Origin of the sequence: Pseudomonas sp. IB20, from assembly GCF_009707325.1 — a bacterium.
In the GTDB taxonomy this organism is placed as follows: domain Bacteria; phylum Pseudomonadota; class Gammaproteobacteria; order Pseudomonadales; family Pseudomonadaceae; genus Aquipseudomonas.
In genome coordinates this window covers 4,312,849-4,326,059 of the sequence record NZ_CP046103.1, presented here as the reverse complement: position 1 = coordinate 4,326,059, position 13,211 = coordinate 4,312,849, and the positions used below count along the sequence as shown (strand labels likewise).

Annotated in this window: 18 protein-coding genes; 7 read left to right on the top strand and 11 right to left on the bottom strand. The window is 60.9% G+C overall.

Annotation, left to right across the window (positions count from 1 at the left end):
• Positions 1-22: 22 nt before the first annotated feature.
• Positions 23-1,201: a glycosyltransferase family 4 protein gene (locus tag GJU48_RS20170; protein ID WP_094949356.1), complete on the bottom strand. Its 1,179-nt coding sequence runs from the start codon at positions 1,199-1,201 to the stop codon at positions 23-25.
• A gap of 54 nt (positions 1,202-1,255) precedes the next feature.
• Positions 1,256-2,020: a sulfate transporter CysZ gene (gene cysZ, locus GJU48_RS20165; RefSeq protein ID WP_094949357.1), complete on the bottom strand. Its 765-nt coding sequence runs from the start codon at positions 2,018-2,020 to the stop codon at positions 1,256-1,258.
• A 294-nt stretch (positions 2,021-2,314) separates the two neighbouring features.
• Between cysZ and trxB the strand changes: the two genes are divergently transcribed.
• On the top strand, positions 2,315-3,277 hold the full coding sequence (gene trxB / locus GJU48_RS20160; protein WP_094949358.1) for a thioredoxin-disulfide reductase: 963 nt from the start codon (positions 2,315-2,317) through the stop codon (positions 3,275-3,277).
• 155 nt (positions 3,278-3,432) lie between these two features.
• Here the strand turns inward: trxB and GJU48_RS20155 are convergent, their stop codons facing one another.
• The 6 genes from GJU48_RS20155 to GJU48_RS20130 all read right to left on the bottom strand — a co-directional run bounded on the left by GJU48_RS20155 (position 3,433) and on the right by GJU48_RS20130 (position 6,417).
• Positions 3,433-3,771, bottom strand: a complete 339-nt coding sequence (locus GJU48_RS20155) for a HopJ type III effector protein (RefSeq protein WP_094949359.1) — start codon at positions 3,769-3,771, stop codon at positions 3,433-3,435.
• On the bottom strand, positions 3,764-4,060 hold the full coding sequence (locus tag GJU48_RS20150; RefSeq protein WP_065908484.1) for a DUF1244 domain-containing protein: 297 nt from the start codon (positions 4,058-4,060) through the stop codon (positions 3,764-3,766). The genes GJU48_RS20155 and GJU48_RS20150 overlap by 8 nt, the downstream gene beginning before the upstream one ends.
• Positions 4,061-4,135: 75 nt before the next feature.
• Positions 4,136-4,507, bottom strand: coding sequence for a dihydroneopterin triphosphate 2'-epimerase (gene folX / locus GJU48_RS20145; RefSeq protein ID WP_003194073.1), 372 nt, complete (start codon positions 4,505-4,507; stop codon positions 4,136-4,138).
• A gap of 2 nt (positions 4,508-4,509) precedes the next feature.
• Complete coding sequence (gene folE / locus GJU48_RS20140) at positions 4,510-5,070, bottom strand: GTP cyclohydrolase I FolE (protein ID WP_094949360.1); 561 nt, start codon at positions 5,068-5,070, stop codon at positions 4,510-4,512.
• Between the two features lie 20 nt (positions 5,071-5,090).
• Positions 5,091-5,801, bottom strand: a complete 711-nt coding sequence (gene folM / locus GJU48_RS20135) for a dihydromonapterin reductase (protein ID WP_094949361.1) — start codon at positions 5,799-5,801, stop codon at positions 5,091-5,093.
• Positions 5,802-5,856: 55 nt separating this feature from the next.
• Positions 5,857-6,417 carry an antibiotic biosynthesis monooxygenase gene (locus tag GJU48_RS20130; protein ID WP_094949362.1) on the bottom strand — a complete coding sequence of 187 codons (561 nt, stop codon included), beginning with the start codon at positions 6,415-6,417 and terminating at the stop codon, positions 5,857-5,859.
• 214 nt (positions 6,418-6,631) lie between these two features.
• Between GJU48_RS20130 and GJU48_RS20125 the strand changes: the two genes are divergently transcribed.
• Entirely contained in the window at positions 6,632-7,591 is a 960-nt protein-coding gene (locus GJU48_RS20125) for a MerR family transcriptional regulator (RefSeq protein ID WP_094949363.1), read from the top strand.
• Between the two features lie 2 nt (positions 7,592-7,593).
• Here the strand turns inward: GJU48_RS20125 and GJU48_RS20120 are convergent, their stop codons facing one another.
• Both GJU48_RS20120 and GJU48_RS20115 read right to left on the bottom strand, forming a co-directional pair.
• Positions 7,594-8,199, bottom strand: a complete 606-nt coding sequence (locus GJU48_RS20120; protein WP_094949364.1) for a hypothetical protein — start codon at positions 8,197-8,199, stop codon at positions 7,594-7,596.
• 59 nt (positions 8,200-8,258) lie between these two features.
• Positions 8,259-8,726 (bottom strand): PAS domain-containing protein, encoded by a 468-nt coding sequence (locus GJU48_RS20115; RefSeq protein WP_094949365.1) that lies wholly within the window; start codon positions 8,724-8,726, stop codon positions 8,259-8,261.
• A gap of 129 nt (positions 8,727-8,855) precedes the next feature.
• On the opposite strand from GJU48_RS20115, the gene GJU48_RS20110 reads away from it, so the two are divergent.
• Positions 8,856-9,311 carry a flavodoxin gene (locus GJU48_RS20110; RefSeq protein WP_094949366.1) on the top strand — a complete coding sequence of 152 codons (456 nt, stop codon included), beginning with the start codon at positions 8,856-8,858 and terminating at the stop codon, positions 9,309-9,311.
• Here GJU48_RS20110 and GJU48_RS20105 read toward each other — a convergent pair.
• Positions 9,292-10,188, bottom strand: a complete 897-nt coding sequence (locus GJU48_RS20105; protein WP_094949367.1) for a LysR family transcriptional regulator — start codon at positions 10,186-10,188, stop codon at positions 9,292-9,294. The two genes, GJU48_RS20110 and GJU48_RS20105, sit on opposite strands and share 20 nt — an antisense overlap.
• A gap of 98 nt (positions 10,189-10,286) precedes the next feature.
• Here GJU48_RS20105 and GJU48_RS20100 point away from each other — a divergent pair, with 98 nt between their 5' ends.
• The 4 genes from GJU48_RS20100 (at position 10,287) to GJU48_RS20085 (ending at position 13,171) form a co-directional block, all read left to right on the top strand.
• Complete coding sequence (locus GJU48_RS20100) at positions 10,287-10,673, top strand: CidA/LrgA family protein (RefSeq protein ID WP_094949368.1); 387 nt, start codon at positions 10,287-10,289, stop codon at positions 10,671-10,673.
• The gene (locus tag GJU48_RS20095; protein WP_094949369.1) at positions 10,663-11,349 is read left to right on the top strand and encodes an LrgB family protein; all 687 of its coding nucleotides are present in this window, start codon (positions 10,663-10,665) and stop codon (positions 11,347-11,349) included. Before GJU48_RS20100 ends, GJU48_RS20095 begins: the two co-directional genes overlap by 11 nt.
• A gap of 140 nt (positions 11,350-11,489) precedes the next feature.
• On the top strand, positions 11,490-12,272 hold the full coding sequence (locus GJU48_RS20090; RefSeq protein WP_094949370.1) for a class II aldolase/adducin family protein: 783 nt from the start codon (positions 11,490-11,492) through the stop codon (positions 12,270-12,272).
• Positions 12,272-13,171, top strand: a complete 900-nt coding sequence (locus GJU48_RS20085; protein WP_155296075.1) for an alpha/beta fold hydrolase — start codon at positions 12,272-12,274, stop codon at positions 13,169-13,171. The genes GJU48_RS20090 and GJU48_RS20085 overlap by 1 nt, the downstream gene beginning before the upstream one ends.
• The last annotated feature ends 40 nt before the right edge of the window (positions 13,172-13,211 follow it).

The following is a 13,211-nucleotide window of genomic DNA, read 5'->3' as shown; positions in this document are numbered from 1 at the left end:
TCAGCTCCCTGTGCAGGGTCGTTCAAGGCGTGTAAGGCTGTGCTGGCATCACACAATGCTCTGCGCACACACCGCGTAACTGGTTTTCAAACTGCTCGATAATTGCTGGCCAGCCCTGGCGGCTGGCGTGTTGGCGAGCATTCAAGCGCATGCGGCGCAGACTCTCCGCATCCTCCAGCAGCCAATTGGCCGCATCGCAAAACGCATCCTCATCCCCCGGCATCGCCAGCACGCCGTTGTAGCCATGGCGAATATGCTGGGTCGCGGCCGCCTGATCGTAGGCCACCACCCCCAAGCCCGAAGCCATGGCTTCCAGTACCACATTGCCGAAGGTTTCGGTCAGGCTGGGAAACAGGAATACGTCACCGGACGCGTAATGCCGGGCCAGTTCTTCACCGCGCAGAGTGCCGCAGAAAATCGCCTCGGGCAGTTCCTTTTCCAGCATCGCTCGTTGCGGGCCATCGCCGACGATGATCAGTTTCATCTGGCGCAGTGGATAGGTGTCTTGCAAGGCGTCGAAGCAGCGTTTGAGCAGCCCTAGGTTCTTTTCTTGCGCCAGTCGGCCTACATGCAGCACGGCGATTTGCTCACTGTTCAACGCCCAGCTTTCACGCAGTGCGTGATCGCGCTTGGCCGGGTGGAACAACTGGCTGTCGACCCCGCGTGAGAGCATCCCCAGGCGCTCGAAATTCCGACGCTCAAGCTCCAGGCGCTGGCTGGTGCTGGGAACCAGAGTCAAGGTCGAACGGTTATGAAACCAGCGCAGGTAATGCGTGACCATGCGGCTGAGCAGGCTCAAGCCGTATTGATTCGAATACTGCTGAAAATTGGTGTGAAAACCACTCACCACGCTGATTCCCAGGCGCCGTGCCGCGCGCAACGCCGACAGCCCCAACGGCCCTTCGGTGGCGATGTACAGCACGTCCGGGCGCTGGCGAGTCCAGCGTCGCAGCAACTTGTGCATCGACGACTGGCCCCATTGCAGGCCCGGGTAGCCCGGCAGCGGCCAGCCACGGCACAGCAGCAGTGCGTCGTCGCTGGGGCGGCTCTGATCGCTGCCCTGGCGTGGGCGCACCAGCTCGACCTGATGGCCGCGCGCGCGCAACCCTTCACACAGGCGGCCAAGGGTATTGGCCACCCCGTTGATCTCTGGTGGGAAGGTTTCGGTAATCAGAGTGATGTGAAGCGAAGCTGTCGTCATGACCCACAGTGTCACCGTGGGCCATGTCGTCATTGTGTCATTGGCGTGATGGATTTATGACTGGGTCACCTTGGGCGCGGCCATTGCCTCAGCACCTTGCTCGCGCACCCAGAACAGCGTGGCCCCGGCCACCGCCGCCGGCATCATCAGCAGGTTGACCACCGGCACCAGCAGCACCAGGTAAACGATGCCGCCAAAGCTCATGCTCTGCCAGCGCTTCTGGCGCAGCCAGGCGAGCATTTCGTTCCAGCCCAGTTTGTGGTTGTCGGCCGGGTAGTCGATGTACTGGATCGCCATCATCCACACGCCGAACAGCAGCCACAGCGGCGCGGCGATCAGGTTGACCACCGGAATGAACGACAGGATAAACAGGCCGATGGCGCGTGGCAGGAAGTAGCCCAGTTTGCGCATTTCCCGCGCCAGGGTGCGCGGCACCATCGCCATCAGTTCTCCCCAGCTGAACGGCGGGAAGTCGTCGGTGCCACGCACCACCACTTCAACCTTTTCTGCGAGAAAACCGTTAAACGGTGCAGCGATGATATTGGCCAGCATGGTGAAGGTGAAAAACACCATCAGCACCACCAGCACCACAAACAGCGGCCACAGGATGTAACTGAGGAAACTCAACCAGCCAGGCAGCGTCGGCATCAAAGTGTCGACCCACAGGCTGAACTGATGGCCGGCGAAATAGATTAAGCCGACGAACAGCACCAAGTTGATCGCCAACGGCAGCAACACAAACAGGCGCAGGCCTGGGCTCAACACCAGTTTGAGACCTTCACGCAGGTATTGCGGGCCGGAAAGAGCAGGGGCGGGCATGGAGAACTCCGAGCAGGATGACGAACGCGCCGACCTTACCGCCTTTGCATCCTGGGCGAAAGCGGCGACATCAGCGGTAACATCTAAGCAACAATGGCGTCGATTAATCGGGTGTACTGCATAGAGACCACCTATGAGCTGGATTGTTATTCCGTATTTCCTTAATCTTGCCCCCCTCGATACGCTGCACCCATTATTTTTAGGATCTGCGAGTTCAAGCCTTCCCCAAGTGCTTCGCGGTCCTTTTTTATTCCAGCCGCCCTGTGTTTTCCGGGTGGTCGATAGGAGTGAGTCATGTCTGATACCCGTCATTCGCGAGTGATTATTCTCGGTTCCGGCCCTGCCGGTTACAGCGCTGCTGTCTACGCTGCCCGGGCCAACCTCAAGCCGCTGCTGATCACCGGCATGCAGGCGGGCGGTCAACTGACCACCACCACTGAAGTCGACAACTGGCCGGGCGACGTGCACGGCCTGACCGGCCCAGTGCTGATGGAGCGTATGAAAGAACACGCCGAGCGCTTTGAAACCGAGATCGTTTTCGACCACATCAACCAAGTCGACTTCTCGAAAAAGCCTTACAGCCTGACTGGCGACAACGGCGTGTACACCTGTGACGCGCTGATCATCGCCACCGGCGCCAGCGCCCGTTACCTGGGCCTGCCGTCGGAAGAAGCGTTCATGGGCAAAGGCGTTTCCGCCTGCGCGACCTGCGACGGTTTCTTCTACCGCAACAAGCCGGTGGCTGTGGTCGGTGGCGGCAACACAGCGGTGGAAGAGGCGCTTTACCTGGCCAACATCGCCAGCACCGTGACCTTGGTTCACCGCCGCGAGACCTTCCGCGCCGAGAAGATCCTGATCGACAAGCTGCACGCCCGTGTTGCTGAAGGCAAAATCATCCTCAAGCTCAACGCCACCCTCGACGAAGTCCTGGGCGACAACATGGGCGTGACCGGTGCCCGCCTGAAAAACAACGACGGCAGCTTCGACGAGCTGAAAGTCGACGGCGTATTCATCGCCATCGGCCACACCCCGAACACCTCGCTGTTCGCAGGCGTGCTGGAAGCCAAAGACGGCTACCTGGTGGTGCAGGGCGGCCGTGAAGGCAATGCCACTGCGACCAACATCGAAGGCATCTTTGCAGCCGGTGACGTGGCTGACCACGTGTACCGCCAGGCGATCACCTCGGCCGGCGCCGGCTGCATGGCGGCCCTGGATGCCGAGCGTTACCTCGACGGTTTGAAGGACGCTTCGTTCTAAACCCGTCGCAATAAAAAAACCGGCTGAGAGGCCGGTTTTTTTATGTCTGCGATTTAATCAGCGCGGCAGCCCAGAAGTGTCAACCCCATCACTGTGGGGGCCACGCCGCTATCGCAGGCAAGCCAGCTCCCACCTTGACCGGTTTTCAATTTGAATCAGCGGCGAGTCAAAGGCTGCTGAGTAAACTGAACCCCAGCCAAACCTTGCGCAATCAACGCGCGAATATTGCCGTGATCACTGCCCTGCGGTGTAGCCACCACCGACCGATAATGCTCACCAAACGCCAGCAGCGCTTCCTGATCGCTCAAGCCTTCCAGCAGCGCCAGGCCCAGTGTCTTGCACGAGCCCTCGTTCTGCCCGGCGGCGTTTTCCACGTTGCCATTGGTGAAGGCTTGCGGCTGGTAGTCGTAACCGGCGGCAACAAACGCCAAGGTGTCGGCAAAGACGTGTTCGCCGCTGTTGAGGCTGGCGCGCAGGGTGTTCAAGTCAGTCATGGGTTTTTCCTTTGGCAAACGCCGCCTGTTGGTCGGCGCTGGCTTCTTTCTGGTACTGGGCTTTCCACTCGGCGTACGGCATGCCGTACACCACTTCACGCGCGTCATCGAGGCTCAGCTCGATGTGGCGCTCGTCGGCCTCGGCTTTGTACCACTTGGACAAACAGTTGCGGCAAAAGCCCGAGAGGTTCATCAGGTCGATGTTCTGCACATCCTTGCGGCTGTCCAGGTGCGCCACCAGCCGGCGGAAGGCGGCAGCTTCGAGTTCGAGGCGTTGTTGATCGTTCATAGGGCTCACTGCAGATTCTGGGGTTAGTGGCGAGGCGTTGTTGATCGTTCATAGGGCTCACTGCAGATTCTGGGGTTAGCGGCTGGCCGCCAGGGTAATCGAAACCGACTCGGCAAAGCGCAACGCGTGGGGCTTGTCCACTTCGACTTCGGCGTACAGCACCGATTCGTTGCTCATCACCAGGTCCAGCAGCTCCTGGGTCAGGCGCTCGAGCAGGGCGAAGCGGTTGCCTTCGACGTGGGCGATGATCGCCTTGGTAATGGTGCGGTAGTTCAGCGCGTGGTCGATATCGTTGTCGCGCACGGCTTCCTGAGCGGCATACAGGATCGTCAGGTTGATCAGCACGTCCTGCTTGTTGAGGATCTCGTCCTCGTTGATGCCGATAAAGGTGCGCAGGCACAGGTCCTTGACCCGGATACGCGCCATGCCTGGTTGAAGTTGTGGCATTGCTACTTGCTCCGTCCAATCAGTTGCAGGAACTCCATACGCGTGGTGTTCGACTCGCGGAAGGGGCCGAGCATCACCGAGGTGTTCATGGTTGAATTCTGTTTTTCCACGCCGCGCATCATCATGCACATGTGCTTGGCTTCGATCACCACCGCCACGCCAGCGGCCTGGGTGACCTGCTGGATGGCGTCGGCGATTTGCCGCGTGAGGTTTTCCTGGATCTGCAGGCGCCGGGCGTACATGTCGACAATGCGCGCCAGCTTTGACAGGCCCAGCACCTTGCCGGTCGGAATATAGGCCACATGGGCCTTGCCGATAAAGGGCAGAAGGTGGTGCTCGCACAGCGAATACAGCTCGATATCCTTGAGGATCACCATCTCGTCATTGTCTGAGGCGAACAGCGCGCCGTTGACGATTTCGTCCAGGTTCTGCTCGTAGCCATGACACAGGTACTGCATGGCCTTGGCGGCGCGCTTGGGGGTGTCGAGCAAGCCTTCGCGTTCCGGGTCTTCACCCAGTCCTTTGAGAATCTCGCGGTAGTGTTGGGGCAGGGACAAGGTCATACAACATCCTCACAAACGGCTTACTTGATATGCCGCCCGCCGTTGACGGTCAGGGTGGTACCGGTGACATAAGGGTTGTCCAGCAGGTAACGCACGCTCTGGTAGATCACCTCGGGCCCGGGCTCGATGCCCAATGCGGACTTAGCCAGGACCTTGGCGCGGTAAGCCGCATCGTCGCCGTCGTTGAACATCACCATCGCCGGCGCGATGCCGTTGACCTTGATCAGCGGCGCGAACTGCGCGGCAAACGACAGCGTGAGGCTGTCGAGCCCGGCTTTGGTGGCGCAATAGGCAATGTGCTGGCGGCTGCCCTTGCGCACCACGTCGTCGCTGATATGCACGATATCGGCAGGTGTTGAGTGTTGCAGCAAAGGTGAACAATGCAGGTTGATCAGGTACGGCGCAAGCATGTGCACGCTGAACATGTCGGTAAATGCGCGGCTTTCGTCGCCCGGCGTTTCCGCGACCCACGCCGAAGCGTTGTGGATGATAGCGCGCAGGCTGTCGGTATGGGTCTTCAGCGCTGAGATGAAGGCCAGAATCCCGGCCTCACTGGAGAAGTCGGCAAACACACCGACCGCGCCCCGCTCGCGCAAAGCCTGCACACCGGGGCGTTCGCTGCGGTAGCTGAAAATCACCGGGTGGCCCTCGTCCAGCAGGCGCTCGGCACAATGCAGGCCGACACGCTGGCCGGCACCGGTGATCAGGATCGGGGCGTTCGTTGCAGTCATGGGAGGCTCACGTCGCTGGCAGGATGAAACTATACCAGCGAGCGGCCCCCTGTACTCAAGCGGCGGCTTCTGCAGCCTTGCGCGGTGGCGGTGTAGGGTGCAGCCAGTTCGCCAGCAGGTGGGTCGACAGTGGGATGAACCAATAAACCATCAATGGGGTGAGCGCCAGGGTGCTGACCAGCACGCGCGGGGCCAGGTCCAGTTCGTTGAGCAGCGGGCCAAGGACAAAGTTGAACAACAGGGACACCGGGAAAAACGCCAGCCAGATTGCCACGGCCTGTTTCCAGCGCGGTGGCCGTGCACCTACCGCGCCGAACCAGCCGTCGATGCCACTGACGCGATGCTCGGACGGGTCGGCAAACAGCTCGCTGCCACGGCTCAGCCAAGCACTGCGCGAAGCGGAAAACTCCCAGGCATGCAGGGTCTTCTCGTCGGCGAAACGGAAGATGATCTGGAATTCATCGTCATTGGGCGGCGGGGCGAGCACGCCGGAACCCAGGTAACCGGGGAAGTCCGTGGCCAATTGCTCGCCTTCGCGCAACCAAGCCATCAAGTCTTCGTAGCGCCCTTTGGCCACGCGGCGCGCAACCATCAAGGTGACGGGAGAGGTAGACATTGTGTATCTCCAAATGTACGGGTGCGCCGAACCGGGTAGGTGGCGCACGAACGAGGCTGCGGGGTGGTGCAGCGACGTAGAAAAAACAGGCAAGGATTATTCCTGTTTTGCAAAAATACACCAGTGACATTGGTCTGACAGAGCGGGCCTTGAAAAGGACAAGTCTAAAAGCGTTAAATGGGATCCAAATTCACAAGGACGTTTTCTACCGCAGATGCCCGAAATTACTACTCATACTCGCGAAATTGCCCAGGGTCGTCCCGCTGACCCCGATGAGCTGTTCCCGATCCGCGAAGTGTCGAGATTGACAGGTGTCAACCCGGTCACCCTGCGTGCCTGGGAGCGGCGTTATGGCCTGATCCAGCCCACACGCACCGAAAGTGGGCATCGCCTCTATTCCAGCGACGATATTGTGACCATTCATCGTATTCTCGATTGGATCGAGCGCGGCGTGGCCGTGAGCAAAGTCGGCAAGATCCTTGCGCGCGACGATCAGCAGGCTGAAGCGATTCGTGCTGAACGCGACACCGGCAGCGACAGTGAATGGCCACAGTGGCGGGCGCGGTTGGTAAACGCCATCAGTGGGTTTGACGATCGTCAACTGCATAGCCTGTACGCTCAGGTTCTGGCGAGCTACCCGCTCAGCGTGGCGTTCCAGGACATCCTGATGCCCCTTTGGAGCGACCTGCTGCGCCATCAGGGCCGCTTCGGCCAAGCCAGTGAATGGATTTTTTACGATACCTTCCTGCGCATGCAAACCTTCGAACACCTGCGACGTGCGGGCACCTCAACTGCGCCACGGGTATTGCTGACGGCTATGCCCGGGGAATGCCGTAAAGTGGAATTGATGGTGGCGGCGTTGTTGCTCAGTTGCGAGGACAGGCCTGTGAAGGTGCTGGGCATGGGTCAACCCTTGGACGAGTTGACACTGGTCTGTGAAAAGATGCGTCCTCAGGCGCTCATCCTGTTCTCCAACCACTCACACAACCATGACCTGGCCGGGCGTCTGACCCGTTTGGCGCTGACCCTGGATTGCCCGCTGCTGCTGGCCGGTGCCGCATCGGACCTGGCCGAAAAAGAGTTGGCCGGGTCCGCCATCGGTTGCCTGGGCAACGAAGGGCGCTTGATGCAGCGCCGCTTGCAGCAGTTTCTCAGTGGGCAGTTGGATACCTGATATCAGGCGTGCACGTGCGGGTGAACCAGGCGGTGCTGGTGCAGGATGAACTGGCGCAGGCGCTCGATTTCATCGGCATCGCTTTGGCTCAGGCGGTAGGCAAACAGGCCTCGAGCGGTTTCCCGCTCCAGCGTGCCGCGCAGTGAGATCCGCTCGTAGCCGGACGGGCTGAACCACAGGGAAAAGGTTTTCGGCGGTTTGACTCGGCCACGAATCTCCACCAGCACCCCCTTGAATGACACCTCGTGCACCCACAGGGCGGCGGGGTTGCCCCTGACGTTCTCCAGTGCCACCGGCGTTTCAAGCGCCAGGCGCCACGGGCGAATCATCGGGCCATCTTCAAAAATACTCGGCACGCCCAAACGCAAATGCACCGCGTGAAACTCATCCTCCACCAAGTGCAGGGGAAAGGTGAGTTGCTGGTTATCGAACTGCGCCTGGATGGTGACGTGGTCGTGAGCGGCCAACCGCGTGAGCAAGTCGCGAATCTGCGCACCGCCGTTGACGGTCAGGCTCGACCACGCATCCCGCAGGTTGAGCTGCGGGTTGTGCTGCATGTCCTGGATAAAATCCAGTTCGTCCTGCGTCAATAGCGCGTCGCGGTGCATTGATGTAGCTCAAAGGGTGAGGTATTAAAAAGCCATTATCACTCTAAAGGCCGCATTTACTACAATTTGTTAATTCCGCTCGTCGCCTCAAGTGCCGCCAAGCGCTCTTTGAGTTCGGCGACTTGCGCTTCCAACTGTGCCACTCGTTGCTGGGCTTTCACCTGGGTGGTGACGTCTTTTTGCACGCCAATGAAATAGGTCTGCTTGTCGGCCTCGTTGTACACCGTCGACAGCGACAACTCATTCCAGAACGGTGTGCCGTCCTTGCGGTAGTTGCGCAGGATTTCCCGGCAGGCGTCGTCGTGGTCGAGGGCGTCGCGAATGGCCATCAGGGCTGGCTGGTCGCGGTCACCGGCCTGTAGGAAACGGCAATCCTGATACAGGATTTCGTCCAGCGTGTAGCCAGTCATTCGCTCAAAAGCAGGGTTGACGTAGATCAGTGGCTTCTCTTCGCCTTCGCGTTCGGCGACGACGATGCCGTCGTTGGAAGCGTTGATGACCATCTGCATCAGCTTGGCGTTAATCATTGAGCGGTCCATGCCTTGTTTTTGAAGGCTGGAGTTTATGGCATACCTTGAATGTTGCGCCGCTTACGCCGAAATATTTGTGTCAGCTGTTAATATCCCAGGCTTTCGCTCAACCACAGGATCAGATTGATGAAAGTCGCCATCCTTTCCGGCTCGGTCTACGGCACCGCTGAAGAAGTCGCCCGCCACGCCGCCGGCCTCCTCAACGCGGCCGGTTTTGAAGCCTGGCACAACCCGCGTGCCACCTTGGCCGACGTGCAGGCCTTCGCCCCCGAGGCCTTTCTGGCGGTGACCTCGACCACCGGCATGGGCGAGCTGCCCGACAACCTGCAACCGCTGTATTCGAGCATTCGCGACCAGTTGCCCGCCGCCTGGCGCGGCCTGCCTGGCGCAGTGATCGGCCTGGGCGACGCCAGCTACGGCGATACGTTCTGCGGCGGCGGCGAGCAAATGTGCGAGCTGTTCGGCGAGTTGGGCGTGCGCGAAGTGCTGCCGATGCTGCGCCTGGACGCCAGCGAAAGCGTCACCCCGGAAGCTGATGCCGAGCCGTGGCTGGCCGAGTTGGTCACTGCACTGCGCGGTTGACCGGGAATTCGCGCAGCAATGCCAGCCAGGCCTGGGCGGCTCTGGACAGGTAGGCGCCCTCGCGCCAGATAAAGGCAATGTTCCAGCGCAGGTAGTCGGGCGCCTTAAGTGTCAGGCGCACCACGCCCGGTCGCACCAGCCCACGGGCGACCACGCTGGGCAACAGCACCACGCCTTGGCCGGCCGCGACCAGTGCGACCAGGAAGTCCGCCTGGCCGCTGCGGCCCACTTCCTTCGGCGTGAAGCCCAACTGCTGGCAGGCCTGCATCAGCCGATCGTTGAGGACAAAACTGCGCTGGTACATCAGGAACGGCGTGCCCGCCAATTCTTCCAGGCGCACGTGGGCGTTTTCGGCCAATGGGTGGTCCATCGGCAGCAGCGCGTCCAGCGGTTCATCGCAGAAGGGCTGCCAGGCGAAGGCCGGGTCGCTGGGCATCAGCGTGCCACCCACGTCCAGCTCACCGCTGAGAATTGCCTGCTCGATGGTGCGGCTGCCGCCTTCGAGCAGTTGGATAGTGACCTTGGGATAACGCCTGCGGTACTCGGCAAACAGCCCGGCAAACAGTGTGTCGCCGGCCAATAGCGGCAAGCCCAGGCGCAATTCGCCGCGCGCCAGTTGCTGCATATCATCGAGCTCGCTGAGCAATTCCGTCTGCAACCGCAACATCGCCTCGGCGCGCTGTAATACCACCTCACCGGCGGCCGTCAGGCGAATGTGCGAGCCCGTGCGTTCCAGCAGCGGTGTGCCCAGGCTTTGCTCCAGCTGGGCCACCTGTTTGCTCACCGCCGATTGGCTGATGTGCAAGGTTTTACCCGCTTGGGTAAAGCCGCCCCGGCGGATCACTTCGACAAAACTGCGCAGCTGTTTGAATTCCATCGGTCTGATTCCAGTTTGGAATAGCTGTCAGTCTAACAATTCGCTGTGGGGATGGGTGGGGCGTCTTTAAACTGAGCGCCTGTGAGGACCTAAAGCTTATGAAACGTTTCAGCTTCAAACATCTCGGGCGCCTGTTGATTGAGTTGGTGGTGTTGCTGGCGATCTATTTTCTGGGCACCCAGCTCGCCGTGTGGTTGGCGTGGCCGATACCGGGTGGCGTGGTGGGGTTGGGCCTGTTGCTGGCGACCTTCGCCACTGGCCTGGTCAAACCGGCCGCCCTGCAATGGGGCGCCGGGGTGCTGATGGCGGAGATGCTGCTGTTCTTTATCCCGGCACTGATGAGCCTGCTCGACTACGGTGGTTTGGTGCGCAATGACGGCTGGCGCATCCTGCTGGTGATCGGCTTCAGCACGCTGTCGGTGATGCTGGTCACGGCCTTCACCGTGGAAATAGTTTGCCGCTGGAGCATGCGCCGTGAAGCTTGAACTGATGCCGGTGTTCTGGCTCGCCCTGACCCTGGCCGCTTACCTCTTCAGCCGCTGGATCTACGCCCGCACCGGGCGCTACCTGCTGTCGCCATTGATCCTGGTGCCGGCGCTGCTGTTGGCGGTGGCCGTGCCGATGAAGACCGCCTATGCCGAATACGCCACTGACACGCACTGGCTGATGCTGGTGCTGGGCCCGGTCACTGTGGCGTTTGCCGTGCCGATCTGGCAACAACGCCGCTTGCTGGCGCGGCACTGGTCGGCGTTGCTGCTGGGCATGGTCGCGGGCAGCGCGGCCTCCATCGGCACCTCGTTCGGGCTGGCCAAGGCGCTGGCCTTGAACACCTCGGTGACCATGTCTCTGCTACCGCGCTCAATCACCACGCCGTTTGCCATGCCGGTGTCCTCCGACCTCGGCGGCGTACCGGAACTCACCGCCGTGTTCGTGATGTTCACCGGCGTGTTCGGCGCCATGCTCGGTGGCGTGCTGCTCAAATGGTTGCCGCTGCGTACACCGTTGGCGCGCGGTGCACTGTTTGGCGTGGGCGCCCACGGTGCGGGTGTCAGCCGGGCGCATGAAGTGGGCGGCGAAGAAGGCTCGGTCGCAGGCTTGGTGATGGTGTTGACGGGGCTGCTCAACCTGTTCGCCGTGCCTTTATTGGCGGCGCTTCTCTGACGCCACGTGGACTATTCTCTTGGATGACTCGCTCGGTCATCAAGCTGGCTGCGAAGGCAACTCCTTGCGCCACGCGGTCTGACTAGACTGGCCCCTCACCCAAAAAAACAATAAGAAAGTGCACCAAGGAGGTCATTGCCGTGAGCCCAGCCCCCGTTCTATCGCTGCAGAATGTCAAAGAGCAGGTCAGCGCAGCCGAATGGCAAGCGCGCGTCGACCTGGCGGCCTGCTATCGCCTGGTGGCGCTGCATGGCTGGGATGACCTGATCTTCACGCATATTTCCGCCAAGGTGCCGGGCACCGATGATTTCCTGATCAACCCTTACGGGCTGATGTTCCACGAGATCACGGCGTCGAGCTTGGTCAAGGTCGACCAGGCCGGCAACAAATTGATGGACAGCCCCTACGAGATCAACCCCGCCGGCTTCACCATCCACAGCGCCATCCACGACGTGCGCCATGACGTGGTCTGTGTGCTGCACACCCACACCGCGGCCGGTGTTGCGGTGTCTGCGCAAAAGCAGGGCGTGCTGCCCATCAGCCAGCAATCCACCTTTGTTTTGTCCAGCCTGGCGTATCACGCCTACGAAGGCGTGGCGCTGAACCCTGAAGAGAAGGCGCGCTTGCAGGCAGACCTGGGCGACAACAACTTCCTGATGCTGCACAACCATGGCCTGCTGACCTGCGCCGGCAGCATCGCCGACACCTTCCTGATGATGTTCACCTTTGAGCGTGCCTGCGAAATCCAGGTGCTGGCGCAAAACGGCGGCGCCGAACTGATTGCCATCGAGCCGCAGATTCTGGCGGGGGCTAAGGCGATGGTGGCAGTTGTCACAAAGAGCGCCCAAGGTATGGGAGGCGCGCTGGCCTGGCCGGCGCTGCTGCGTAAATTGGACCTGCAAGATCCTGGGTATAAAAGCTGATGCCACTCGCAGAAATCCCGCTCAGTGCTTGGCGCAAGCGTGGCCAGGCGTTCGTCTTTCGTGGCCGCACCGTGCGTTTCTGGGTGGCCGGGCAGGGCGAGCCGCTGCTGTTGATTCACGGCTTCCCCACTGCCAGCTGGGACTGGCACTACCTGTGGCAGCCCCTGGCCCAGCGCAACCTGGTGATTGCTTGCGACATGCTCGGGTTCGGCGACTCGGCCAAGCCGTTGGACCACGACTACTGCCTGTTGGAGCAGGCTGACCTGCAACAGGCGCTGCTCGACTACCTGCGCGTGGAGCAGCCGGTGCACGTGTTGGCCCATGACTACGGCGACAGCGTCGCCCAGGAATTACTCGCGCGCCATTACGAAGGTCGCTTTCAAATGGCCAGCTGTGTGTTCCTCAACGGTGGGCTGTTCCCGGAAACCCATCGCCCGACGCTGGTGCAAAAACTCTTGCTCAGCCCGCTTGGCTGGATGATCGGCCGCGCCTTTGGGCGTAATGCCCTGTCGAACAGCTTCAGCCAGATTTTCGGCCCGAGTACTCGGCCCAGTGAAAGCGCGCTGGATGACTTCTGGAGCCTGATCAATGGCAATGACGGCCCGCGCATCCTGCACAAACTGATTGCCTACATTCCCCAGCGCCGCCGCCTGCGTGAACGCTGGGTGGACGCGATGCAACGCGGCGATGTGCCGTTACGGGTGATCGACGGCGAAGTCGACCCGATCTCCGGCGCGCATATGGTGGAGCGCTATCACCAACTGGTGCCCCACGCCGACACGGTGCTGCTGGCGAATATCGGCCACTACCCGCAGATCGAAGCGCCGCTGCAGGTGCTCAAGCATTACCTGACGTTTCGCGAGCGCATTGGCCAGTCGGTGCCGCGAGTGGCAGTTTGACCCAAGCAATCATCCCGCTGCCTTATCGAGCACCATTCAG